The following is a 23,921-nucleotide window of genomic DNA, read 5'->3' on the forward strand; positions in this document are numbered from 1 at the left end:
CCTTTCCAAAATGTATATATTTACCTTTAATAATATAACATAGCAATTGTGCTAATACTATTCTTTTTATTACAAAATAATAGAATTATTATATATTTTTTGACAAATAATAAAACAAGCCTCCACCTTTTAAAAGCTGCTTTTCTGCTTCGATGGAATCGGAGATCTGTTGTAAGTTCATCACCAACATGGAGTGGAATGCCAGGAGATGAGGTACATCCAAGCTGGAAGACATCACTTTGCGATGCGTATCCTGCGCTAGTTCAGCATAGGTACGTAGTCCGTTTGCTGTAAACAGGAAGAATTCGACCTCTTTTGATGTGAGTGTGGTTGTTTTATCAGTGGATAGGTAGCTTCGTGTGAGTGAGAGGAGACAATTATAACTGCCTTCTGATAAATCTTCGTTCCAGTCTTCATAGTCATCAAGCATTTGTAGTGTAAGTAGAACAGAGTCGATCATTTCCTCAGACTGCGGTATAAGAGAATCCTTACCAGATAGCAGAAGGGCAGCGGTGCTGGATAGTTTGAGCGGACTGGCTTTATAAGGGATCTTGATCCGATCGTTAAGAAAATAATCACTGGCGGTTTCATTACTAACACTGTCTGCCCATTGAGCAATATAACGATTGAACGATGTCCAGAAAGAGGAGTCATTCGGAAACAAAACTCTGTAGATATTCAAAAATTCAACATAGAGTAGATTCGCTAAAGGTAGTCTTTCGTATGTAGAGGATTCTTTGCTGTCCATCAGGTCATCCTGTATGAAAAAATATAGCATGAAGAAGACATTGCCCATCGACATTTGACGGGTAATTTCTGCTGAAAGCCCACAGCTTTTCTGAAGCCAAAAGGGCAATAGATAACATATGTAATTTTTGTGGCTTTCCGCATTGAATACGTTAAAATGTTCAAGATAGGACATGCCTTGTGAATTTAGAGGCTCTGGAAATTCGGAGATGATCTTTCTACCTTCTTGAAATACTAAGCGGAGTTCTTCTTCGTAATCATTTAGCCAATCCATTGCATCCCTCCTACAATAAAATTGCAAAAAACTGGTTCTTTCGCCCTGATTATATCCTTCTCTTTATTCCATTACAACTAAAATTTAGGAGGTTTAGGGACGAATGGAGTGTTATACTTTTGGTCAAATGCTTATGACTATTCGAATGGGGCAAAAGGCTGAAACGCCAGACGGCCGCATTGTGATGCGTACCTCTGCGGGACTTATTTGGACCAATGGGCTATTAAATGGAAAAACAGTAGAAATCAAAGATTATTTGTTCTCTGATCTGTGGCAAATCTATGAGGATGAGGAAAGCATGAAAGAGGGAGTTCGCAGAGAAAAGCATGAAGAACGGGAGCGGGAAATGCTTGAAAATCAATATGAAGAACTGCGCTTAGCGAGTCGGAAACGTTGAATTCAACGTTCGACTCGCCAATTGCAGCTATGATAAGGAAATTACTTCGATTTCAATGCTTCGTATTGACCTCTAAGACGTAGAAGTCTCCAAATACTTTGATCTAAGCCACCGAGTCGGTTGCGCTCGGTCCACAATAGACGATAGTGATGAAGAAGAACATTCAAATCATTGATTTGTTCCGTAATCAGATTAGGGTCAATCGAATCTGGCGCAGATGCCAGCTGCAGTTTAATTCTTCCAAGCTGCACAGCGTGCTTCACAAAATGGATGCCGTTACTCAGTTCCTTAAGAACAAGATCAGCATCATCACATTGAAGATCAAGCCCCGAGAGACGTGCCTCGATAGAGAGCATGTATTCTTCGAGATTGTTGAAATGATCTTCGGTAAGTTTCTCTACAATTAACAAATTGTCGAGATTGGTACGAAGAAGCAGGGACATTTCCGTATCATTTGAACGAATAATCTCGGATTCAAGCTGATAGTAATTGCCGAGATCAAGGAGTAGTTGACCAATACCCTCGGAACGATCCGCGAAGATGAATGTATTTAAATATTTTGCAGTGTCTACATCTAGATTGTTATCTACATTCCAGGAAAGCGCTGCACCATAAACATATCCAGTGTAGCTGATTGGGAGATGCTGCCAGTGCCCGTGATCACCCCAATCGGTAATGAGATAGCCGATAGAACCATTATTTTTGCCATGAATAGCTGCACTACGCAGATTGGCAAACATATTGTCGCTACGCCCTGTAATGGAGTTCCATGAGCTGGTACCTGGGCATACATAGAAAGGAATGCCTGCTTCACGGAATTTTAGGGTATCCGACTCAAAAGGATGTTCCGCACTGTAACCCCATTCCATAGCAATAATATCTTTAGGCAGGTGAGGGATTAGTTCGGGATGTTGGATAATAATATCGCCCCAGAATTGCATCGTTTTGCCGCGTTTCGTAACAAGCTCATAAATCTTCTGAAGAAAAGATAAATAGATCTGACCTTTGCCTTGTGATTCAGCCAGCGCTTTGCTTTTGCCAAGACCAAGCTCATACGTCTCATCACAGCCTACATTAAATTGATTAGAGGAGAAGTAAGGAAGAAGATCGTCGAACATTTTTTCTAGCAGAGGGAGCACGGCAGGATCTTCGGTATCAAACGTACCGGGATGCATAAATAGTCCTTCTGGATATACATCCCCCATGTACAATTCCTTGGGAAGCATAAATCCCTCTGGAATCTCGGCTAAAGCATTGAATTCAGGACGGGAAAGCCAACCTTCCATATGTCCAAAGCTGTTCTGGTTTGGAACAAGCTCAATATAACGCGCCTTACAGTAGGCATCTAGAAGCAAGATTTCCTCTCCTGTGATTGGAGTCTCAAGCTCCCACACTTGAGGGAAAGATTCATACGCGAACGGCGTACCTTCTATATATAGCTGAAGCTGGTTCATCTTCAGATCGGCCATAAGGTCAATGATTCGGTACAAGGTTTCTTGCTTCGGAATTTTATTGCGGCTGATATCAACGGTTATCCCTCTAGCTCCAAAATCAGGTTCATCGCGAATAAACAGATGAGGAATAGATCTGCCGCTTTGTTCAATGATTTGTTTCAGAGTGGCTACTGCGTAGAAGGCACCGACAGGTGAGCTATAGGAGACAACGATACCGCTCTGATCAATAACTATTTCGTATGCCTGCTCAGATAACGACGGCACATAGCTAAAGATACAAGCGGATACAACCGTTGGACGTGTGCCAATAGATAAAGTCAAATGAAGATTTAAGGCTTGTTTAATCACAGCTTGCAGCTTTTGTGCAGCAGGCATTGAGCTTTGCGCTCCCGTACTAGGAAGCACAATGCTTCCGCTTATTGGGAAACGGTATGAGCCTTGTGACAATGTGATTTCACGCGGATTAGGCAAAAGCAGTAGTGTAGAATGATTAAGCATAGCGTGGACACCTCTTATTCATGTAGAATATGATCAACTTCACAATAACCTTATCACTACTAAACAGAGGGGGGAATGTCTATAATGTCCAAGCGCATGGATTATATGATCAGTCCTTTTCCAATACGAATTATTGATCCGAAGATTGAATCTTCTAAGCTGAAGCTTAAAAATATTAGAGTAGGACAAGCCGGTCATTTGCCTGGAAGAACGTTATTCCGTTCAGGCGTTGTTTTTGAACACTGGGCTATTGTTTACATAGTATCAGGTGGTGGCACCTATATGGAGACTTCGGGGAAAGAACAGCAGGTGCGTGAAGACAGCTTATTCTTTTTTCGCCCAGGATACAGTTACAATTTCGGCCCACCACCTGGAGGGAGCTGGGATGAGTATTATATTAATTTTAATGGGACACGTGTATCGGAATGGCTGGAGTCGGGTCTAATCGCTGGCGGGAATGTGTTCCAAGCGAATTCGATCATGGGTCTTTCGACCTTATTTGAAGAAGTGTTAGAGCGGATGGAGAGTGGAGAACCTGCAGATGCGGATCGGGCCGCACTACTCGTTGAAAGGATGCTATTGGAGTGTTCTTTTATAATAGAAGAAAAAAGTTGGAATGCTCAGGCAGATTATATGCGTCAGATTCGGGAGGACCTGAATTTATGCATTTATGGTGAAATGGACCTAGAGCAAATTGCGGCAAAACATCATATCTCGATGTCTACCCTTCGTCGACTTGTCCGGCGTAGTAGCGGGTATCCGCTTCATGAATATATTCACCGTCTTAAAATGGCTGAGGCCAAAAAGCTGCTTCTCAACACCTCATTACAAGTGAAAGAAATATCGGGCATGCTTCATTATAATGATCCATTCTATTTTTCACGTTTATTTAAAAAATATATGGGGATTGCGCCACAGCTTTGTCGTAGTAACATATAAATCGACATCATTCTACTAATTCCATGGATTTAATTTACATAAATGTGATAGTTCTTATTAACTAAGATCTTTTTAATGTTAAAAAATGGATTTTTAATCTCTGGAAAAATTAGAGGAATAAATGTATTTTTTTTCTTATTGGAAGCGCAAACATGAAGAATGTCAACTTGTTATTGTGATTTTTCTCATGTATGATGCTTTTAACAAGCACAGTACAATCTCACATTTTCCACAAAACTGGAGAATAGGGTGGTGGGATGAAAATCAAGCCAACTGCTGAAGACAGACTGATCACGTTTTACAGGTATTTTTCTTTGTCCCTCACATCACTCATGTATCTTCTAGATAAAATGGGGCCTTCCGTAATATACAAATCCCTTGTTATAGCTACACTATTTCTACTTGCACAAACGTTCTCATTTTGTTATCGGAAGCTACGAAGCAGACCACGGGCGCTCGTCTTGGCTGTTAGTATGGAGATGGTGGGAATTATTGTACTGACCTTATTTACTGGCGGGTTCGAGAGCTCATTTAGGCTGTATGTGCTTAATCCCGTACTGATTGCTGCAGGATCGTTATCCATTTATTTTGGTTGGTCTTTGCTCTTTAGTTATATCAGCGTTTTTGCGGTGCTCTGTTATTTTTTCATCAATTCTGCGAACCGAACGTTTCTAGAAGTTGTATCGGTGAATGGGAATCTGTTTCTAACGCTGGTACTTGCGGTTATAATAATGCAGAGCGTTAATCGGATGAAGCATCAACGTGAAGAATCGATTGCTCGAGCGAAAGAGACGATGGATCATATCAAAGCGCTGTACCATATCGTGGAAACCTCAAGCCAACATGATTTCATGAATATCGGTCAAGTGATCACCGATTATGTTGTTAAGCTAACGAAGCTGGATAAGGCTTTGTTTTGGTTCGCTAAGAAAAGTGGAGAACCAGCGCCGCAGAGCAGGCAGACCGGCTGGCAGCAGGAAGAGGAACAGTTCTTATTTTCTGAACTGGGAAAACATGAACATGAATGGAGATTGCAGCGAGAGCCTATTTTTAGAAGTCTTCCGGGATTAGGGGACTTCCTGCTGATGCCTGTACGGATGAGCACCCGTTTTGTAGGGGTGATTGGACTCAAGCTGGAGTCTACAGAGGGGCTGGAAGGCCGGAGATGGTATATCCAGCAATTGATCTTTCTATCTGAGCTAAGCGCGAATATTCTTGAGCGTCATGAGCTAGGTGTGATTGAGAACCGGCTGATCATCACGAATGAGCAGAACCGGATTGCAGATGAAATGCATGACAGTGTATCACAGAGTCTTTTTGGTATCGTGTATGCTACCCATTCGTTGAAGGAAACGTGGAAGAAAATGACGGATTCTGAGCTGGAGGAGCAAATCGAGCTTATCCACGACTCTGCTACAAAGGTAGCCAAAGAACTGCGGATTACGATTTACAGTCTTAGCTCTAAGAAGAGCGGCGGACCTACATGGCTCGGTATGGTAAGATCGCATTTGCAGAGCTTATCCCGATTAAATGATGTCGATATTGAATTTAAAATAACGGGTGATGACTTTAGTCTCCCTTATCCTTACCACAAGGCGCTTTATCGGATTATCTCTGAAGCCACAGGGAATGCCATCAGGCATGGTGCTGCTAGTCGAGTAGATGTGGAGTTATCTCTGAAGCCGAACTGGATCCGCTTATTGATTTGTGATGATGGTGTCGGATTTGATACAGATCTGTTATGGATTGAATCCGAAGATAGTGCAAGTGGGCTTGGCATGAAGAATATGCAATATTTGACTCAGTCGCTAGGTGGCGACTTCCAGCTGTCCAGTAATGAAAATATGGGAACGAGAATCTTGATTTCCATTCCTGTAGGTGTAGCTGAATTAAAGAATGCATAAACTTTAGGGCAGGAGGTCGTTTCTATGAAAATCGTCATTGTAGATGATCATCCTCTAGTTAGAAGAGGGCTGGCATCCGTTATTTCGATGCAACCGAATGTGAAGTTTGCTGGAGAGGCGACGAACGGCCAAGAAGCGCTTCTTGTGATTGAGGAGACGCAGCCTGACCTTGTACTCATTGATCTTAAACTAGCGGATGAATCAGGACTTGATGTCATCAAGACAGCACGTGCTCGTGGTATCGTTAGTAAGTTTATTTTGCTGACATCATCTGCAAGCAGAGAGGATTTTCTGAAAGCTGAGGAAGTGCTGGTAGACGGATATGTATTGAAAGAGGCATTGCCGGAAGAGTTACTATTTGCTATCCAGTTGGTCCATAAAGGGAGAAAGTATTATGATCCTGGTCTGATGGAAGATAAGATGCGAATGAGTGGAAGCAGTCCGACAGATGAATTGACCCCGAAAGAAAAGGAAGTCTTAATCGAACTAGGACAGGGCGCTTGTAACAGAGAAATTGCCTCACGTCTTTTTATTAGTGAATTTACAGTGAAAAAGCATGTCAGTCAGATTTTAGCGAAATTACAGGTGGCAGATCGTACACAGGCGGCGCTTTACGCAAATGCTGTCGGATTGACCAAATATGAAATGTCATTTGACTAAACGTACGAAATAATTGGAGTTTATACATGAACACGGACATCCTGTCCGTGTTTTTTTGTGCGTTCACCCTCCAAATGGTACTAAAGTATACCATCCCCCCCTCTTAAGGTGTAAAGCACCTTACTCCAAAGTGAACAGGAAAGTAATGATATGACCCATGTGGCGAATGATGTGGATTGATAGAATTAAAGCAACAACTGAAACTTTCATGAATTATTTCAGAATGTAATTTATGCGGAAGGAGGGTTACTGTGGAAAAGACGATTCTGGATTACATTAACCTGATTAAAAAAAGGTTTTGGCTCATCATGGTATTCGTTTTGATCTCCTGTGCTACTACTTACTATGTTAGTAAAAACTTCGTTGTACCCGTCTATTCCGCTTCCGGACAGCTGCTAGTTAACAACATCGTGAATACTCCCGAGAGCAATAATCTTAACGATTTGAGCTTTAGCTTAAATCTAATTGAGAGTTTCAAGGAAATTATTAAATCGCCCACCATCATGAAAAGCGTAATAGAAAGTCATCCGGAATTCGGACTGACGTCAGAAGAACTGAGCAAGAAGCTAGAGATTAAGTCCTCAGAGAAGAGTCAGGTGATCAACCTTAGTGTTCAGGATGAAAGCTACACCAAAGCTGCCGGAATCGTAAATGCGGTTTCGCAGACATTCATTCGTGATTTGCCATCGTTGATGAGGGTAGACAATGTTACCTTGCTCACACCGGCCGATCCGACGGATGTTCCAGGGCCCTCGAACGGCGGATTCGCTATGAATCTCGTCATCAGCTTTGTAGTATCACTAATGGCTGCATTAGGAATCATTCTGCTGATGGAAACACTCAACGGTACATTAAGGTCTGAAAAGGAAGCAGAGTTTGACCTTGGTCTTCCGGTAATTGCCACGATCGCAACCATTCGCAAACGCGATTTGGGTAAGGCAACAGATGGCAAAACAAGAGTGAAGGAGGGTGCTTATGTTACGGCTAAATAAGAGTCTGATTACGGACATTAATCCATCCTCGTCGATCTCGGAATCATTCCGATCACTGCGCACCTATATTCGCCAGCTTGGACTGGCGCAGGGCAATGGCGGAAAAGTGCTGCTCTTTACCTCAGCTGAAGCTGGAGCGGGTAAGACGACGATTTTGTCCAATCTCGCAGTTTCTTTTGTGCAGGAGGGAAGAAAGGTAGCTGTTATAGACTGCAACTTAAGACATCCTGGTCTGCATTCGGTATTTGAAGTGGAAGGCAGTCAGGGACTCGCGGCATATCTAGACGGCATGGAGGAAGTCGATCAAATTGTTGTGCATGGAAATTTAGCCAACCTTTCGGTCATCCCGGCGGGTATATCCAGGATTAGCCCTCCGGATCTACTCGGCAGCGATAAAATGATCGCTTTACTGGATGAACTGAAGGGAAGTCATGATCTAATTTTGCTAGATTCACCTCCGGCCACGGAATTCAGTGACGCTCGTATATTGGCTTCCCAAGTAGATGGTGTCATCCTCGTAGCCAGATATGGGAAATCCAAAAGAGATTCCATTCGTAAGGTCAAGGTGCTGATGGAGCAGGCTGGGTCACGGATTATCGGTATTGCGCTGAATCAGGCGAAGTAAGGGTACCGAGCATAAACAAGCGAAATGAGCTCTTAATAAATAGATCTTTAGGAGGTAAAGTGCGATGAAGAAAGTGAAAAAAGTAATTATACCAGCAGCGGGACTAGGAACGCGCTTTCTTCCCGCGACTAAGGCAATGCCAAAGGAAATGCTTCCGATCATCAATAAGCCTACTATCCAGTACATTGTCGAGGAAGCTATTGCCTCCGGTATTGAAGACATCATCATTGTTACGGGTAAAGGAAAACGAGCGATTGAGGATCATTTTGATAACGCGTTTGAACTGGAATCTCGGCTCCTTGAAGATGGCAAGCTGGAAATCCTGAAAGAGGTTCAGCGTTCTTCCAAGGTAGAGATTCACTATATCCGGCAAAAGGAACCAAAGGGTCTCGGTCATGCGGTATGGTGTGCCAGAAGATTTATTGGTGATGAGCCTTTTGGCGTAATGTTAGGTGACGATATCGTAGTTGGGCAAACCCCTTGTCTGAAACAGCTGATCGAGCAATATGAAGAAACGCAAAACTCGGTCATTGGCGTTCAGCAGATTCCTGATGAATTTACGAACCGTTACGGAATCATCGAACCTGATCTACAGGACGGCAAATTGTACCGTGTTAATAATTTCGTGGAGAAGCCAGCGCTGGGTACAGCTCCTTCCAATTTGGCCATTATGGGCCGTTATGTATTTACACCAAAGATCTTCAAGTACCTTGATCTGCAAGAAAAAGGTGCCGGTGGAGAAATTCAGCTGACAGATGCCATTCAAAAGCTGAATCAAAGCGAACGCGTATATGCTTATAACTTTGACGGAACAAGATATGATGTCGGCGAGCGACTGGGATATATTTTGACAACACTAGAATTTGCACTGCAAAGCGATGATTTACGGTATCCGATTATGGATGCTATGGCGGAATGGCTTAGTAAAGCGGGACAAACCAGCCTGAGCAGTTAAGTGGATATTCCGAAAAATTCAAGGAGGAATGAAGAGAGATGAGCATGCAAAAAATGCCGGAAGACTATGAGGCTGTCCTGCCGAAACTTTACATGCTACATGCCAATGAAGGAAAAAAAGATACGGAATTCTATTTAGTAATGAAACGGATGATCGATATCTTTTTTTCCGCTCTCGGTCTTCTCATATTGCTGCCCTTATTCGGCGTGGTAGCGATCCTGATCAAGCTGGAGGATCCGAAGGGCAAAGTGTTCTTTCGGCAAAATCGAGTGGGTAAGGATGAAAAACAATTCCCAATGTATAAGTTCAGATCTATGGTAAGTAATGCTGAGGAGCTAAAGGAAAACTTACTCGCTTATAACGAAGTGAGCGGTGCGATGTTCAAGATCAAGAATGATCCACGGATCACGCAGATCGGCAGATTCCTCCGCAAGACAAGTATAGATGAGTTGCCTCAGCTGTGGAATGTTCTGCTGGGTCATATGAGTCTAGTTGGACCACGTCCTCCGCTTCCGGAAGAGGTGGCACAGTATACAGAATATGATAAACAGCGGCTCACGGTTACACCGGGCTGTACCGGATACTGGCAAGTAAACGCCAGAAACAGCGTTGGCTTCGACGAAATGGTACAACTGGATTTAACCTATATCCATATTCGAAGTACCCGACTGGATCTGAAGATTATTGCCAAAACAGGATTGATGTTGCTCGGTTCGAAAGACGCTTATTAATATCATGGAAATTAGGTGAATGCCGATGAATGACTACGGAGTCGCTCCTAAGGTTTCCATTATCATCTGTACTTACAATCGGTCAGATTTATTGATCAAAACGCTACAGTCACTATTAGCACTGGATGATTTGGAGCAGGCCGAAATTATCGTAGTAGATAACTGCTCTAAAGATGATACAGCAGCTTGCGTCAAGAAGTTCATAGCTGCGCATGGGTCAGTGCTGCATATCCGCTATATGATGGAGCCTGTGCAGGGATTGTCTGCGGCTCGTAATACAGGGATCTTAGCATCAAAAACACAACTCATTGCTTTCCTGGACGATGATGCGATCCCTTGCCAGACATGGATTACGACGATTGTCAGCACCTTTGAAAGTAAACCGGAAGTGATGGCAATGGGTGGAAAAATTGCTCCGATCTTCGAAAGCAAACGTCCGGACTGGCTGATCAAACCCTTTGAACTTCCGTATACAATCGTTGATCTAGGCAGTCGAATTAAGGAATATCCCGCCCATCTTCATCCATGCGGGGCTAACATGGCGATGCGCAAGCTTGTGTTTGACATCAGCCTGTTCCCGCTGGATCTCGGTAGAAAGGGAGATTCTCTCCTCTCAGGGGAGGAGTCCTGGTTATTTGGACAGATCCAGAAAGAAGGGCATTCCATTCTGTATCATCCACAGATGGCGGTTGATCATTTTGTTCCTACGAATCGTTTAACCGAGGATTGGATTATGAAACGTTATTATAGCCAGGGGATCTCCAACGCAGTAAAGAGCGAGGGAATGAAGGGTAAGTTGCTTCTACTAGGAAAGACAGCCGCTAAGCTAGTATATATTCTGGCAGGTATGGTTCTTTCGAGAAGCAAGGGCAGGAAGCTCCTGAATAAATGCAGGCTGGAGAGTATTCGCGGAACTCTTCATATGATTCTGGATCGGGAGAGGCATTCCGCAGCGGGGTGAGGGAATAACATGACAAATTTTGAGTGGGGCTCTAAAATCAATGCTTTGCCCTACGGGATGCTCTATCTCATCTTGGCCCTTTTCTTCGGAACGGCGGTCATTTATCAGCCGACGATTGCGATAGCTGCCGTACTTCTGATTATTTTATTAGGGATTTCGATATCTAGGCCTCAGTTGATCAGCTATTTCGTTCTATTCACGACGGCGATATCCATTAACTTTTTAGTCGATGGCAGTCTTTTCGGAATGGAAATACTGTCCCTTTATAAAATGGCTATCATCGCGCTTCTCGTCCCCTGCATGTTAGTGAATGGTTTACGGTTTCGTCTAAGTCATCCCATTTGGGCCATGGTCATGCTGCTGATCATAACTTTTACGGCCTCCATCTGGTTGCCGCAGATGACATCATCGATTGCTGTCAAAGCATTTATCGGTCTTTCCATTCCGTTCGCTTTTCTTTTAATTAATTGGAAAAAAGAAGTCGCGGAGCGGCAAATTCGAATCATCTGCTTACTACCTTTAGTAAGTGTAGGTGTAGGATTATTACTCCAGATTGCCCATATCCATAATTTTCTCAATGTAGAGTTTACAGGCGCTGTACGGATTCAGGGGGCGAATATTCCGGCCCATTTGGCCATGCTGGCTTTTATGGGAGTCGCAATCCCGTTCATTGAGGTAAAGCGGAATCCGAAGCATGCACGGTATTTTTATATCCTGCTGGTTCTAAATTTCTTCATTCTGATTGGAACTGGAACAAGGGGTCCTATGCTGGCCCTGGTGCCTATGATTCTGTATTACTTCTATGACATTTTACGCCAATACCTGAAGGGCAAATCCCTTTTATTAATTCCGCTGATGGGTTCCATGTTCCTGATGATTGTCGCGGTATTCTGGCAGCTCGATAATCTTAAAAAGCGTTCCTTTGAGAGATCGACCGAAAGCACTGTTGATTTATCTGGACGGTCAGAGGCATGGGAGTATTTTCTGAATAAGGCTGCGGGATCTCCTTGGTCAGGTAGAGGGCTCGGCTCAGTTACTGTTGCGAATGATGGGACACTGTACAAAGGTTTTGTTGTCCCGCATAACGAGTATATCCGTTTTTACTTCGATGGGGGGTATATTGGCTCGATATTGCTGCTACTCTCCCTATTGGCTGTGTTTTATCTGGTTTATAGAGCTATGGCGCCGCCGGTTAAAGCCTATTATCTTCTTTTTTTAGCAGGATTCCTTATCTATTCATTTTCCGACAATACGCTGTCGACGGTCCAATCTATTATTCCGTTTTGTTGGTACCTAAACTGTCTGTACCGATCTTCACAGCCAACCGATTCCCCACAAAAAGAAGTGATACGATGAACCAAGTGAATATGTTCGATGTCAAATTTGATAATTATGATTTTATGGATTTGCTTGATTACATTGATAAAACCATACAGGAAAGGAATCAATCCTACATCCTGACCTGCAACGTGGATCATGTGATCAAGCTTCGGAAGGACAAAGAATTTCAAATGGTGTACTCCGAGGCAGGAGCTGTTGTTGCGGATGGCATGCCGCTCATCTGGGCATCCAAAATGCTTGGCAAACCGCTGAAGCAGAAAGTATCCGGAGCTGATCTTTTCAGTCGTCTGGGCAATGCTTTTGAGCAAAGGAAGTACCGGCTGTTCTTCTTAGGCTCTGCTGAAGGCGTGCCGGAGCGGGCAACCATGAATCTTAAAGCGGCTTATCCCGGAATTAATGTCGTTGGCTGCTACTCTCCATCTTATGGCTTTGAGCATAACGAGGAGGAGAATGAACGAATTGTAAAAATGCTTACGGAAAGTCAGCCAGATATCGTATTTGTCGGCGTAGGAGCTCCTAAGCAGGAAAAGTGGATTTACCGTCACTATACTTCTTATCAAGCTCCGATCTCGATCGGCGTGGGAGCAACCTTTGATTTTCTCTCAGGCTCGGTGAAGCGAGCACCGGATTTCATGCAGAGAACGGGTCTTGAATGGTTCTGGCGTCTGAGTCAGGAACCGGGACGGCTCTGGAAAAGATATCTTGTGGATGATGCACAATTTCTACTGCTTCTACTTAAAGAGTTGCGCAAGCGTGATAAAGCAAAGGGAGGAGGCCTGGAGTGAGTGATGATGAGCGAGAATGAGAACAAGTTGCCGCTCCCATCCGTAAATTCTATCCAGAGCGCTGGAGTCATCGGCGGAATGATAGTCATGGGACTGCTTCTTCCACTGATGATTGGCTTCGCCAGTGCGAAGCTGGACTACTCGAATAGTCTGCAGGGTGCCATTCTATCGGCCTTGTTATTCCCTGCCTTTCTTCTAGCATTGCTCAGACCCAAATTGCTGGTCTCGTACACCTTACTAGTTTGGGCGGTCGCTCCAGAGCTGCGTCGTATTGTTGATTGGTCTCAGGATGTGTACCACTCTGTATCTTTGTTAAGTCTAGCCCCTTTGCTTACGGGAACCACATTAGTGATTCCGGTACTAAAAGAGATTCACAAGATTCAGAAATCATCTACCCGGGTGATTCTGCTGTTCGCAGTAGCGCTAGTCTACGGAGCCATCATTGGACTTGCTAAGAATGGGATGGGATCGGTTTACGACTTGGCGAATTATATTGTTCCATTGTTGCTGCTGCCCTACTTTGCGGTTACGCGGTTCAAGCCCAAGGATATAGACCGGCTGTTATACACATTTGCCAATATTGCTGTTATGGTTTCCATTTATGGGATTATCCAATATTTAACCGTTCCGCCTTGGGATGCTTTCTGGATGAGGCATGCAGATATGCTGTCCATAGGCACGCCTTATCCACTAGAGATTCGCGTGTTCTCAACGCTGAACTCACCTGGGCCTGCGGCAACTTTCCTGGTATTCGCGCTAGTCCCAATGATTCTAGAAAAAAGATGGCAGGGAACCCTTCGTTGGATTGGCGTTCTGCTAGTTGTAATTTGTCTTTTGACTACACTAGTTCGTTCCGCTTGGCTAGTTCTAGTGGTTATGCTGCTCATGTACATCGGCTCATCTCCATCCAAAGGCAAATGGAAGACCTTAATTCAGTTGGTGTTTGTAGCATCGCTACTATTCTGGATTGTACCTAAGCTGCCTGGAGCAGAAGGGTTGGTTGCACGGGTTGAGACACTTTCTTCTGTGAAGGAAGACCAATCTTATAACGAGCGACTAAGTTTATGGAAAAATATGCTTCCTATGGTTGCTGCGAATCCGGTTGGAGAGGGAATAGGGAGTGTAGGGCAGAGCACCAAGCTAGGAAATAGCGGTGAGCTTGGAGAGTACGGAAATATGGATAATGGAGTGATTGCATTATTGCTAACCTTCGGTGTTCTGGGAGCGGTCTTCTTCTTCGGTGCTTTGGGCACTGTCGCCAAACAGATATTTACCAGAGTGACCAGTAAGGATAAATGGCAACCGTACGCGCGGCTTGCTCTGGCTGCCTGGACCGGTGCAGTAGTCAGTCTAGTATCAGACAATGGGTTCCCGGGACTCAAAGGATACTTGATCTGGATGTTGATTGGTCTTGGGCTTAGTGCAAGAGAGATGACTCAGAGCAGAAAGAAGGAATTACCTCATGCAGCAGTTGAACGCAAAATCACTCCCCAATAACACGATCTGGTCTACTCTTAAGCGTTTCACGAAGAGTAAGGGTAACAGCTCAGCAGCCATGAAAACCATGATAGTCAGCGTATTGGTTCTGCTGATTAACATGCTGACAGGTGTGTTGACAGCCCGATATTTGGGTCCGACCGGTCGCGGGGAACAGACAGCTATGATGAACTGGTCACAGTTCCTGGCGTTTAGCATGAGCTTTGGAATTCCGTCGGCGCTGATTTACAACGCTAAGAAGAATCCGGATGATGCCGGAGTGTTGTACCGGATGTCCCTTTTACTTGGCATTGGCTTTGGAATCGTGGCCATGATTATAGGCATACTGGTCCTGCCCTATTGGTTGAAATCCTTCAGTCCGGAGGTTGTCGCTTTTGCACAGTGGTCGATGATTCAGTGTCCACTTATGGTCGTCGCCCAGATCAACAATGCGGCCTATCAATTTAGAGGGGAATACCAGAAGTTTAATGGTCTTCGTTATGTGATTCCACTGCTAACACTAGTCATCATTGGGATTCTGATTATGGGCGGGTGGATGAACCCTTTTACAACGGCTCTTGCTTATCTTGTTCCAGGAGCCCCGCTTTTCATTGGGATGACGATTTCCCTGCTACGAACCTATAAGGTAAAGATGAAGGACGCTTATCTGAATTTCAAAAGATTGTTTACTTACGGACTGGGTTCCTACGGCAATGATTTGCTGGGGCAGTTCTCTTACTATATCGACCAAATTGTAATTGCAGGCTTATTAAGACCGGCTGATCTGGGACTTTATGTAGTGGCCGTGAGTTTATCACGGATGGTCACTTTTTTCTCAAGCTCCATTACGGTGGTGCTGTTCCCTAAAGCTTCTGAACTGTCGAAGGATGAAGCCATTTCTCTCACCTTCAAGGCGTTTAGGATAAGCACTACCTTTACACTGTTAGGTTCTTTGGCCCTGATGGTTGTTGCCCCTCTTGTGATTCCATTGCTGTACGGAAAAGATTTCAATACGGCGCTAACCGTGTTCCGATTGCTGCTGCTTGAAGTAACCATTAGCGGAGGAACAATTATTCTGGCGCAAGTATTTATGGCGCTTGGCAAGCCCAAGTTTGTATCGATGCTTCAGGGTTTTGGTCTGATTCTGGTGATTCCACTCCTATTCTTACTGATTCCGAAGTACGGCTTACTTGGTGCAGGAGTGGCGATGCTTTCATCAGCAGTACTGCGCTTCCTCTTCATTATCTTAAATATAAGATTCAACTTGAAAGTTAAGCTTCCTCGACTGCTGATTACCGGGCAAGATATTCAGTGGATGAAGACGATGATGAATTCATACATTCGCAAGAAACCTATGGATGTATAAGACAGCAAAAAGGAGGAACCTTCATGGATTCAGTGACAAGCGTGTTAGGCGGCCCCGGCAGTTATCCAATCTCGGCCGTAATCATTGCTCAGGATGACGAAATTCGAATAGCCAAAGCCATTCAGTCCTGTAGATTATTTGCCGACGAGGTGGTTGTCATCGACGGGGGTAGCAAGGACGGTACGCTGGAGTTATCCGAAAGCTTGAATTGCCGGGTATTCGTCAATCCATGGCCCGGATATGCGAAGCAAAGAGAATTCGGAGTGGAACGCGCCGTCCATGATTGGGTCTTTCTTATTGATACCGACGAGATTGTCAGTGATGAATTGGCTGCAAATATTCTTGAACGAAAGAAGTTGCTCACAGATGAAGCCGCTGCTTATTCCATCTACCGGGTCGGTGATTTTCTTGGAAGATGGCTGAATCACGGGGAATACCTAGTACGACTTTATAATCGCAAGCAATATGGCATTCTTAACAGCTTGGTGCACGAAAGACCTGAGGTATCTGAAGAACGGACCGTCCGATTAAACGGAACACTCTGGCATCAGGGATTCCGCAGCATTAACGATCATGTGATGCGATTTAATAAATACACGGATCTGGAAGCTCAAAGCGCCTATCTCAGCGGCAAACCTTTTAGAATTAGTCGGCTGCTTGTACGTCCACCAGCTCGCTTTGTTCAGCAGTATTTTGTGCACGGATTGTTCAAGAAAGGGATATCAGGTTTCGCAGTCGCTGTATTCTGGGTGATGTATGAATTCATGGTCGGCTTCAAGCATTACGAATTGAATCACTCCGGTAAGCTAGCTCAGCACAATGCGGAGGGGCAAGCCGAGCCAGAGAAAAAGGGGGAGAGAAGTTATGCCGTACAGTGACGGATTGAATATTATGACGACTGGTCTTAGCTGGCCATCGCTACAGCCGGGTGGACTCAATACGTATTTCAAATCCGTTTGCGAGCAGCTCTCTTCACGCAATAAGGTACACGCCTTAATCTGCAGTCTAGAAACACCGTCTACCTCCGAAGAGTTAAAGATCCATAATGCAGGGGATCCAAAGGATGGGATCTGGAAACGGAAGGATGACTTTCAGCGTAAGGCGGCGGATCTAATGGGAGAAGGGAGTGGGCGTATAGACATTCTATACACACACTTTGCGCCCTATGGTATCGGACCTGCATTGGAAGCTAAGAAACGTGGAATTCCAGTAATCATGACCTTTCACGGACCTTGGAATGAGGAAATGAAGATGGAGGGGCGCGGTATTAAACATCGGGTCAAGAGTACCATTGCCAAAAACATTGAACATAGAGCCTATAAGCTGGCAGATAAATTTATCGTTCTGAGCGAGACGTTCCGTGACATGCTTCATAAGCTACACGGCGTGCCATTAAACAAAATCATAGTTATCCCGGGAGCGGCTAATGTAGAACGTTTCGTTCCTGCTCCCAATCGGCTAGCGATCCGCAGAACTTTAAATTTACCCGAGGGAGCAACGACGGTATTAACCGTAAGGCGTCTGGTAAATCGGATGGGACTGCTGCAATTACTAGAGGCTTGGAAGCAGGTGTCCGAGCGTTTCCCAAATGCAATTCTACTCATTGGGGGTAAAGGCCCACTACGCGGGGAATTGGAAGAGAAGATTGCCGATTATGGATTAAGCAGCAAAGTAAGGCTGCTGGGTTACATCCCGGATCATGAATTGGTTTCTTATTATCAAGCTGCAGATTTGTTCGTAGTACCCTCACAAGCACTAGAAGGATTCGGTCTGATCACTGTGGAGGCGATGGCTGCAGGATTACCTGTAATGGCTACACCAGTCGGCGGAAACAAGGAGATATTGGCTGGATTCAGACCAGAGCTTCTGTTCAAAAGTGCAGCGAGCGAGGATATGGCTGAAGGTATGATTCATATGTTAAGCAACCGAAAGCTGCTTCCGAGCCGTGATGAATGCAGGGAACATGTCCTTGAGAAATACACCTGGGAGCGTGTTACTGACCAAGTGGAATCCGTATTCCTAACTGCATTAGGAGATGAGGTGGCAACAAGATGCTAAAAGTAGCTTATATAGATCACACGGCAAAATGGAGTGGTGGAGAGGTTGCGTTGTTTAACGTCCTCACGAATATAGGAGAGCATATTGAGCCACTCGTGATATTGGCAGAAGAAGGAACATTGGCAGAACGCTTGCGGGAAAAGGGGATTGATGTGCGTGTTGTTCCCCTGGATGAAAGTATTCGTAGTCGTAACCGGAATGCTGTGAATTTAGGAGCACCTGCTGCAGCGATTAAGCTGCTTGCTTACGGCCGTAGGCTTGCGCCGTTACTCAAGCAGGAAAAGGTTGATTGTGTTCATACCAATTCTCTGAAGTCAGCGCTTTATGGAACGATCGCCGCGAAGAAGGCAGGTATTCCCTTAATCTGGCACATTCGAGATCATATTGGAGCACCGTATTTAAAGCCCGTTGTAGCCAAAGTGATCCGGCACCTGTCTCGACTGCTTCCAAACGGTGTAATTGCCAACTCACATTCTACGTTGAACGCATTGGATCTACCTAGTTCCAAGAAAACACTAGTTGTTCACTGCGGCTTCGGAAAAATCATTGGCAACGGAATCGGTAATCGGAATCAGAAGGATTTTAACGTATTGTTGGCGGGGCGATTAGCGCATTGGAAGGGTCAACATATTGTACTGGAAGCAGCAAGAATGCTTAAACAAGATCCTCGTGTGAAATTCTGGCTAGCAGGTGACGCTCTGTTTGGAGAAGCGGAATATAAAGAAGAGCTGCTTCAGAAGATTGAACGGGATGAGCTCACGAATGTAAGTCTATTAGGTCATGTGGAAGACATTCAAGGATTAATGGGGACAGCCAATTTACTGATTCACACCTCGATAACACCGGAGCCATTTGGTCAAGTGATCGTAGAAGGGATGGCAGCTGGACTTCCGGTCATTGCTTCTAATGAAGGCGGACCCGTTGAAATTGTAGTTCCTGGGGAGACGGGGATGTTGATCCAGCCTGGGGACCCAGCCATTCTTGCAGAGTCTATTACTTGGATGTTGGAACATCCAGAGGATAGAAAGCGGATGGCGGCTAATGGAGTGAAGCGGGTGAAGGAACATTTTGTAATAGAAAATACGGTTAAAGACATAGTCAACTACTATAAAGGCCTGCTGACGAGCATCTGACAGATCGTAGGACCCAAGTTTGATGCTCCTGAAAGCAGATTTCGTTAACGGGGTAACGCTGAAGAAGATGCTCCATAAAACTTTGAGGATGATTCACATGAAAATTGCGATAGCGCATGATTACTTAATCCAAATGGGCGGAGCGGAAAGAGTAGTGGAAGTTTTTCACCACATGTATCCGGATGCTCCGATCTTCACGACGGTTTTTAACGGAAGCCGCCTCACTGACAACCTCAAAGATGCGGATATCCGAGCCTCCTGGCTACAAAAAATTCCGGGAGTGAAGACCAATTTTAAAGGGGTGCTGCCACTTTATCCCATGGCCATCCGTGATTTGGACTTTCGCGGTTTCGATATCGTCCTGAGTTCCAGCAGTGCTTTTATGAAAAGCATTCAGGTGCCGAAGCATACGTTTCATCTTTGTTACTGCCATACTCCTATGCGGTTTGCATGGGATTACGACACTTACATGGAACGGCAGTCGAATTCCGGTCTGTTCAAGAGATTGCTGAAGGTGTATATGCAGCAGCTCAAGACTTGGGACCAACGGACATCTAAAAATGTAAATCAGTTCGTTGCCAATTCTTCTGTAGTGAAGACACGGATTCAGAACTATTATCACCGGGATGCCGATGTCATATTTCCACCCATTAACACCTCACGTTTCACTAGCTCTTCATCGATCGGAGATTATTATTTGATCGTTTCCCGTCTTGTTTCTTACAAACGGATTGATTTAGCGGTCGAAGCCTTTAACCGTAATGGTCTAAAGCTCTACATCGTCGGTGATGGACCTGACCGAAAGCGCCTTGAAGGGATGGCTAAAGACAATGTGTCCTTTCTGGGTAGGCTGGAGGATGAGCAAGTTACAGGATTGATGGCGCAATGTCGGGCGTTTATTTTTCCGGGCGAAGAGGATTTTGGGATTACACCGCTGGAAGCAAATGCTGCCGGAAGACCGGTCATAGCTTATCAAGCCGGCGGTGCACTGGATACAATCATTCCTTACGTCAACGGTGTCTTCTTCGAGCATCAGGAAGTGGACGATTTGCTGAAGGCCATTTATGAAGTGGAGTCCTATGCGTGGGATATCGATCAGATTATGGGCCATGCACGGAAATTCGATGAGCAGGCGTTTATGATCCAATTTAAGCAGTACGTGGAACAGGCCTACGTCAATTTTCTAAAAGGGGAATGATTCTATGAAGTTAGCAGTAATCGGTACGGGCTATGTCGGTTTAGTATCCGGCGTATGCTTTGCACTGGGAGAGAATCAGGTCATCTGCGTCGATAAAGATGTGGAGAAAATCAACAAGTTAAACCGAATGGAGTCTCCGATCTATGAGCCAGGAATCGAAGCATTGATTGAAATAAACTTCCGTGAAGGACGCTTGTCCTTCTCTACTGATCTTCAGGAATCTGTTCGCTGCTCTGATATCATCATTCTTGCTGTAGGTACGCCCTCTCTTCCAAATGGGGAGGTTAATTTACAATATATCGAAGATGCTGTTATCGAAATTGCAAATGCGATGGATGGTTACAAAATAATTATGACTAAATCGACAGTTGTAGTGGGGACGAATGAGAAAATACGAAAAATGATATCGGATCGTACGACACATCCATTCGATATCGTATCTGCTCCTGAGTTTCTACGTGAGGGTTCCGCTATTCGGGATACCCTTCATCCTGACCGAGTTGTTATCGGACTAAATAATCCTGAATTAGTGCCAATTATGCGCCAGCTTCATCAAGGATATACCGACAATATATTCGTGACTGATATCCGAAGCGCAGAAATGATTAAATATGCATCCAACGCCTTTCTAGCGACCAAGATCTCTTTTATTAATGAAATCTCTAATATTTGTGAAAAAGTGGGAGCTGATGTGACCGAGGTGGCGGAAGGAATGGGCATGGACCGAAGAATCGGATCCTCCTTCCTGCAAGCTGGTATTGGTTATGGCGGCTCCTGCTTTCCTAAAGACACCAATGCGCTTATCCAAATCGCCGGTAACGTGGATTACGATTTTAAGCTACTGCAATCCGTAGTTGAGGTGAATAGAGAGCGGCGATTCATGATCATTCCAAAGCTGCGTGAATCATTAGGGACATTGAACGGTGCGGTTATAGGGATATGGGGTTTGGCGTTCAAGCCAAACACAGATGATGTTCGTGAGACCCCTGCGCGGGAAATTATTGAGATGCTCGTAGCGGAGGGGGCGATCGTGAAGCTGTACGATCCGATCGCTGCTGATAATTTCCGGCAGCAATATGATCATCCGCAGCTCCGTTGGTGCTCGCTTCCCGAGGAAGCGGCTGAGGATAGCGATGCCATATGTTTGCTTACTGCTTGGGGAGTCTTTAAGGATATAAATCTGCAAAAGGTAGCCAACGTTATGCACCGGAAGGTGCTAATCGATGGTCGTAACGTCTACACGAAAGAGCAGATTGAGGGTACTGGCCTATCTTATTATTCAATCGGCCGCCCGCAGTTGAGTGGTCTGAATGATTCTGTAGTCATTGAGGCTGTCGAGATGAATCTTTAGGGCGAACAAGGTTTGAACAATAGAATGATTCAAAGGGATTCTATTCGCTTTAGTTGTTCCCTGCCGTCGCAGGCGGCAAAAGATCTTTAGTAATCATCCCATCAGCTCCCGCTGGAACAGCCGGGAAGCACGGTAAGGTAATGAAAGGTTGCTCCACCGAGCGTAAGCGAGTTGGAGCCATATAAAAAAAGGTTGTTAGGAAGGGAACGGAGAGGATTATTGGAACTGTAGAAGCGGTAGCGTTCGCCTTTATCCTCAGATTTCTACCGCAAGAAGCGGTTCAAATCAGGAAATCTGAGGATAACAGCGATCGGAAGTCCAATATTCCTTGGAGTGGCTTATGCCTAACAATGCCTTTAAATTGGCGACCAAGCAAAGCGATGAAGCAATCCTAATCTTTACTGGCGCATCCCAGCACAATCAGCAAAGCGTAATCCATGATGAATAACAATCCTTTTGCGGAGGCGACAAATTATGAAGTTAGTACTTTTATCAGGCGGTTCAGGAAAACGGTTGTGGCCTTTGTCTAATGATTCACGTTCGAAGCAATTTCTAAAAGTGCTGCAAAGTCCTCAGGGCGAAGCGGAGTCGATGGTTCAGCGAGTATGGAGACAACTGAAAGAGAGAGGCATGGAGGATTCCTCCTATCTAGCCACAGGCCGCAGCCAAGTGGAAATGATTCAGAGTCAATTGGGCGCGGATGTGCCGATCATCGTCGAGCCGGAACGCCGCGATACCTTTCCAGCGATTGCGCTGACAGCAACATACTTATATTCAGTAGCGGGAGTCTCACCTGCGGAGACAATTGCCATCTTACCGGTGGACCCCTATGTGGAGGCTTCATTCTTCGATACGGTAGCTGAATTAGAGCATACCATGCTGGAAAGTGGTGCGAATCTTGCGCTGATGGGGGTTGTTCCTGAACATCCTTCGGAGAAATACGGATATATCATTCCTACCACAGATCAGGCGGGAGAGAATGGTTTTATGAGAGTGAGTCACTTTCAGGAGAAACCAGATCGGATCCAAGCTGAGGAGCTAATCGCCCGAAATGCATTGTGGAACTGCGGAGTGTTCGCTTTTCGTTTAGGGTATCTGCTGGATATTTTGCAGCGTAAAGGGTTGCCATTAGGTTATGAAGAGTTACAGAAACAGTATAAGCTGCTGTCTTCTATCAGTTTTGATTATGAAGTGGTGGAAAAAGAAGAGAATATCGTGGTGCAGCCATATGATGGATTCTGGAAGGATCTTGGAACCTGGAATACGTTAACTGAGGAAATGACTAGCAACCATGTTGGCAAAGGTTTTGTAACAGCGGATTCTGAAGGCACTTGCTTGATCAATGAGCTTGATATTCCTATTACAGTCATCGGTGCAAAGGATCTGATTATCGCGGCCAGCCCGGATGGGATTTTAGTAACGCATAAAGCCGAGAGTCCGCGCATTAAAGAAGTGCTGAAGTCTTTTGAACAAAGACCGATGTACGAGGAGCGCCGCTGGGGACATTATAAGGTCATTGATTATGTGAAATACGATGAAGGGAATGAAGTGCTGACCAAACGAATATTTATTGCCGAGGGTAAAAATATCAGCTATCAGCTACATCGTAAACGCAGTGAGATCTGGACGATTGTCAGCGGTGAAGCAAGCATTGTGCTGAATGAGAAAATGCATAATGTTAAAGCCGGTGATGTAGTTCGTATACCGGAAGGGACAAAACACGCTATTCTCGCTTTAACCGATGTTGAATTTATTGAGGTACAGACGGGATCTGAACTAGTAGAGGAGGACAATATTCGTATTACTTTAGACTGGAATGATATCGAGCTGCAGCAGTTCATTTCTTAGGACTAAAATATTCTAACCTATCTATATAACCACTTTGAATCTATCACTAACAGGTATTTCGACCTAATTATTCAATAATAGACAAAAATCGCTAAAATCACAATTAAATGAAGTCGATATTTACGGTAGAGGGATTAATCCTCCTCAATTTGATAATGGCAAACCTATCGAAAGGTAGGGACGCAAAGCTATAGGGCCTTCGCAAGAGTGGCAGCCTAGCTACCGAAA

At 44.8% G+C, this 23,921-nt stretch carries 21 protein-coding genes and 1 riboswitch; of the genes, 19 read left to right on the forward strand and 2 right to left on the reverse strand.

Going from position 1 to position 23,921, the window contains the following annotated elements:
• Window positions 1-88: 88 nt before the first annotated feature.
• Entirely contained in the window at window positions 89-1,021 is a 933-nt protein-coding gene (locus L1028_RS13510) for a hypothetical protein (RefSeq protein ID WP_234534616.1), read from the reverse strand.
• A gap of 103 nt (window positions 1,022-1,124) precedes the next feature.
• On the opposite strand from L1028_RS13510, the gene L1028_RS13515 reads away from it, so the two are divergent.
• On the forward strand, window positions 1,125-1,418 hold the full coding sequence (locus L1028_RS13515) for a hypothetical protein (protein WP_234534618.1): 294 nt from the start codon (window positions 1,125-1,127) through the stop codon (window positions 1,416-1,418).
• 41 nt (window positions 1,419-1,459) lie between these two features.
• On the opposite strand, the gene L1028_RS13520 is transcribed toward L1028_RS13515, so the two are convergent.
• On the reverse strand, window positions 1,460-3,370 hold the full coding sequence (locus tag L1028_RS13520) for a glycoside hydrolase family 20 zincin-like fold domain-containing protein (protein WP_234534620.1): 1,911 nt from the start codon (window positions 3,368-3,370) through the stop codon (window positions 1,460-1,462).
• An 84-nt stretch (window positions 3,371-3,454) separates the two neighbouring features.
• On the opposite strand from L1028_RS13520, the gene L1028_RS13525 reads away from it, so the two are divergent.
• The 18 genes from L1028_RS13525 to L1028_RS13610 all read left to right on the forward strand — a co-directional run bounded on the left by L1028_RS13525 (window position 3,455) and on the right by L1028_RS13610 (window position 23,693).
• Window positions 3,455-4,309, forward strand: a complete 855-nt coding sequence (locus L1028_RS13525) for an AraC family transcriptional regulator (protein ID WP_234534622.1) — start codon at window positions 3,455-3,457, stop codon at window positions 4,307-4,309.
• A 257-nt stretch (window positions 4,310-4,566) separates the two neighbouring features.
• Complete coding sequence (locus L1028_RS13530) at window positions 4,567-6,213, forward strand: sensor histidine kinase (RefSeq protein ID WP_234534623.1); 1,647 nt, start codon at window positions 4,567-4,569, stop codon at window positions 6,211-6,213.
• A 24-nt stretch (window positions 6,214-6,237) separates the two neighbouring features.
• Entirely contained in the window at window positions 6,238-6,873 is a 636-nt protein-coding gene (locus tag L1028_RS13535) for a response regulator (protein WP_234534625.1), read from the forward strand.
• A 251-nt stretch (window positions 6,874-7,124) separates the two neighbouring features.
• Window positions 7,125-7,865 carry a YveK family protein gene (locus L1028_RS13540; protein WP_234534628.1) on the forward strand — a complete coding sequence of 247 codons (741 nt, stop codon included), beginning with the start codon at window positions 7,125-7,127 and terminating at the stop codon, window positions 7,863-7,865.
• Window positions 7,849-8,490, forward strand: coding sequence for a CpsD/CapB family tyrosine-protein kinase (locus tag L1028_RS13545; RefSeq protein WP_234534629.1), 642 nt, complete (start codon window positions 7,849-7,851; stop codon window positions 8,488-8,490). The genes L1028_RS13540 and L1028_RS13545 overlap by 17 nt, the downstream gene beginning before the upstream one ends.
• A gap of 64 nt (window positions 8,491-8,554) precedes the next feature.
• Complete coding sequence (gene galU / locus L1028_RS13550; RefSeq protein WP_234534631.1) at window positions 8,555-9,445, forward strand: UTP--glucose-1-phosphate uridylyltransferase GalU; 891 nt, start codon at window positions 8,555-8,557, stop codon at window positions 9,443-9,445.
• Window positions 9,446-9,483: 38 nt separating this feature from the next.
• Complete coding sequence (locus L1028_RS13555; RefSeq protein WP_234534633.1) at window positions 9,484-10,176, forward strand: sugar transferase; 693 nt, start codon at window positions 9,484-9,486, stop codon at window positions 10,174-10,176.
• 25 nt (window positions 10,177-10,201) lie between these two features.
• Complete coding sequence (locus tag L1028_RS13560) at window positions 10,202-11,137, forward strand: glycosyltransferase (RefSeq protein ID WP_234534635.1); 936 nt, start codon at window positions 10,202-10,204, stop codon at window positions 11,135-11,137.
• Window positions 11,138-11,146: 9 nt separating this feature from the next.
• Entirely contained in the window at window positions 11,147-12,493 is a 1,347-nt protein-coding gene (locus L1028_RS13565; protein ID WP_234534637.1) for an O-antigen ligase family protein, read from the forward strand.
• The gene (locus L1028_RS13570; protein ID WP_234534638.1) at window positions 12,490-13,263 is read left to right on the forward strand and encodes a WecB/TagA/CpsF family glycosyltransferase; all 774 of its coding nucleotides are present in this window, start codon (window positions 12,490-12,492) and stop codon (window positions 13,261-13,263) included. Before L1028_RS13565 ends, L1028_RS13570 begins: the two co-directional genes overlap by 4 nt.
• 78 nt (window positions 13,264-13,341) lie before the next feature.
• Window positions 13,342-14,760: an O-antigen ligase family protein gene (locus tag L1028_RS13575; protein ID WP_423803041.1), complete on the forward strand. Its 1,419-nt coding sequence runs from the start codon at window positions 13,342-13,344 to the stop codon at window positions 14,758-14,760.
• Window positions 14,726-16,105 (forward strand): oligosaccharide flippase family protein, encoded by a 1,380-nt coding sequence (locus L1028_RS13580; RefSeq protein WP_234534640.1) that lies wholly within the window; start codon window positions 14,726-14,728, stop codon window positions 16,103-16,105. Before L1028_RS13575 ends, L1028_RS13580 begins: the two co-directional genes overlap by 35 nt.
• A gap of 23 nt (window positions 16,106-16,128) precedes the next feature.
• Entirely contained in the window at window positions 16,129-16,983 is an 855-nt protein-coding gene (locus L1028_RS13585) for a glycosyltransferase family 2 protein (RefSeq protein ID WP_234534642.1), read from the forward strand.
• Window positions 16,970-18,163 (forward strand): glycosyltransferase family 4 protein, encoded by a 1,194-nt coding sequence (locus L1028_RS13590; protein ID WP_234534644.1) that lies wholly within the window; start codon window positions 16,970-16,972, stop codon window positions 18,161-18,163. The genes L1028_RS13585 and L1028_RS13590 overlap by 14 nt, the downstream gene beginning before the upstream one ends.
• Window positions 18,157-19,296: a glycosyltransferase family 4 protein gene (locus L1028_RS13595; protein ID WP_234534646.1), complete on the forward strand. Its 1,140-nt coding sequence runs from the start codon at window positions 18,157-18,159 to the stop codon at window positions 19,294-19,296. Before L1028_RS13590 ends, L1028_RS13595 begins: the two co-directional genes overlap by 7 nt.
• Window positions 19,297-19,393: 97 nt before the next feature.
• On the forward strand, window positions 19,394-20,494 hold the full coding sequence (locus tag L1028_RS13600) for a glycosyltransferase (protein ID WP_234534648.1): 1,101 nt from the start codon (window positions 19,394-19,396) through the stop codon (window positions 20,492-20,494).
• Window positions 20,495-20,498: 4 nt separating this feature from the next.
• On the forward strand, window positions 20,499-21,845 hold the full coding sequence (locus tag L1028_RS13605) for a UDP-glucose dehydrogenase family protein (RefSeq protein WP_234534650.1): 1,347 nt from the start codon (window positions 20,499-20,501) through the stop codon (window positions 21,843-21,845).
• 474 nt (window positions 21,846-22,319) lie between these two features.
• Window positions 22,320-23,693 (forward strand): sugar phosphate nucleotidyltransferase, encoded by a 1,374-nt coding sequence (locus tag L1028_RS13610; RefSeq protein WP_234534652.1) that lies wholly within the window; start codon window positions 22,320-22,322, stop codon window positions 23,691-23,693.
• A gap of 147 nt (window positions 23,694-23,840) precedes the next feature.
• Window positions 23,841-23,920, forward strand: a riboswitch (cyclic di-GMP riboswitch).
• Window position 23,921 lies beyond the last annotated feature (1 nt).

Origin of the sequence: Paenibacillus pseudetheri, assembly GCF_924513355.1 — a bacterium.
GTDB lineage: Bacteria > Bacillota > Bacilli > Paenibacillales > Paenibacillaceae > Paenibacillus_AQ > Paenibacillus_AQ pseudetheri.

What these genes read in the sequence shown, in the direction of transcription:
- L1028_RS13515 (WP_234534618.1), top strand. Translation starts at nt 1,125, where the DNA reads ATGGAGTGTTATACTTTTGGTCAAATGCTTATGACTATTCGAATGGGG.
- L1028_RS13585 (WP_234534642.1), top strand. Translation starts at nt 16,129, where the DNA reads ATGGATTCAGTGACAAGCGTGTTAGGCGGCCCCGGCAGTTATCCAATC.
- L1028_RS13590 (WP_234534644.1), top strand. Translation starts at nt 16,970, where the DNA reads ATGCCGTACAGTGACGGATTGAATATTATGACGACTGGTCTTAGCTGG.
- L1028_RS13570 (WP_234534638.1), top strand. Translation starts at nt 12,490, where the DNA reads ATGAACCAAGTGAATATGTTCGATGTCAAATTTGATAATTATGATTTT.
- galU (WP_234534631.1), top strand. Translation starts at nt 8,555, where the DNA reads ATGAAGAAAGTGAAAAAAGTAATTATACCAGCAGCGGGACTAGGAACG.
- L1028_RS13520 (WP_234534620.1), bottom strand. Translation starts at nt 3,370, where the DNA reads ATGCTTAATCATTCTACACTACTGCTTTTGCCTAATCCGCGTGAAATC.
- L1028_RS13580 (WP_234534640.1), top strand. Translation starts at nt 14,726, where the DNA reads ATGCAGCAGTTGAACGCAAAATCACTCCCCAATAACACGATCTGGTCT.
- L1028_RS13595 (WP_234534646.1), top strand. Translation starts at nt 18,157, where the DNA reads ATGCTAAAAGTAGCTTATATAGATCACACGGCAAAATGGAGTGGTGGA.
- L1028_RS13535 (WP_234534625.1), top strand. Translation starts at nt 6,238, where the DNA reads ATGAAAATCGTCATTGTAGATGATCATCCTCTAGTTAGAAGAGGGCTG.
- L1028_RS13510 (WP_234534616.1), bottom strand. Translation starts at nt 1,021, where the DNA reads ATGGATTGGCTAAATGATTACGAAGAAGAACTCCGCTTAGTATTTCAA.
- L1028_RS13575 (WP_423803041.1), top strand. Translation starts at nt 13,342, where the DNA reads ATGATAGTCATGGGACTGCTTCTTCCACTGATGATTGGCTTCGCCAGT.
- L1028_RS13555 (WP_234534633.1), top strand. Translation starts at nt 9,484, where the DNA reads ATGAGCATGCAAAAAATGCCGGAAGACTATGAGGCTGTCCTGCCGAAA.
- L1028_RS13565 (WP_234534637.1), top strand. Translation starts at nt 11,147, where the DNA reads ATGACAAATTTTGAGTGGGGCTCTAAAATCAATGCTTTGCCCTACGGG.
- L1028_RS13525 (WP_234534622.1), top strand. Translation starts at nt 3,455, where the DNA reads ATGTCCAAGCGCATGGATTATATGATCAGTCCTTTTCCAATACGAATT.
- L1028_RS13530 (WP_234534623.1), top strand. Translation starts at nt 4,567, where the DNA reads ATGAAAATCAAGCCAACTGCTGAAGACAGACTGATCACGTTTTACAGG.
- L1028_RS13605 (WP_234534650.1), top strand. Translation starts at nt 20,499, where the DNA reads ATGAAGTTAGCAGTAATCGGTACGGGCTATGTCGGTTTAGTATCCGGC.
- L1028_RS13600 (WP_234534648.1), top strand. Translation starts at nt 19,394, where the DNA reads ATGAAAATTGCGATAGCGCATGATTACTTAATCCAAATGGGCGGAGCG.
- L1028_RS13610 (WP_234534652.1), top strand. Translation starts at nt 22,320, where the DNA reads ATGAAGTTAGTACTTTTATCAGGCGGTTCAGGAAAACGGTTGTGGCCT.
- L1028_RS13560 (WP_234534635.1), top strand. Translation starts at nt 10,202, where the DNA reads ATGAATGACTACGGAGTCGCTCCTAAGGTTTCCATTATCATCTGTACT.
- L1028_RS13545 (WP_234534629.1), top strand. Translation starts at nt 7,849, where the DNA reads ATGTTACGGCTAAATAAGAGTCTGATTACGGACATTAATCCATCCTCG.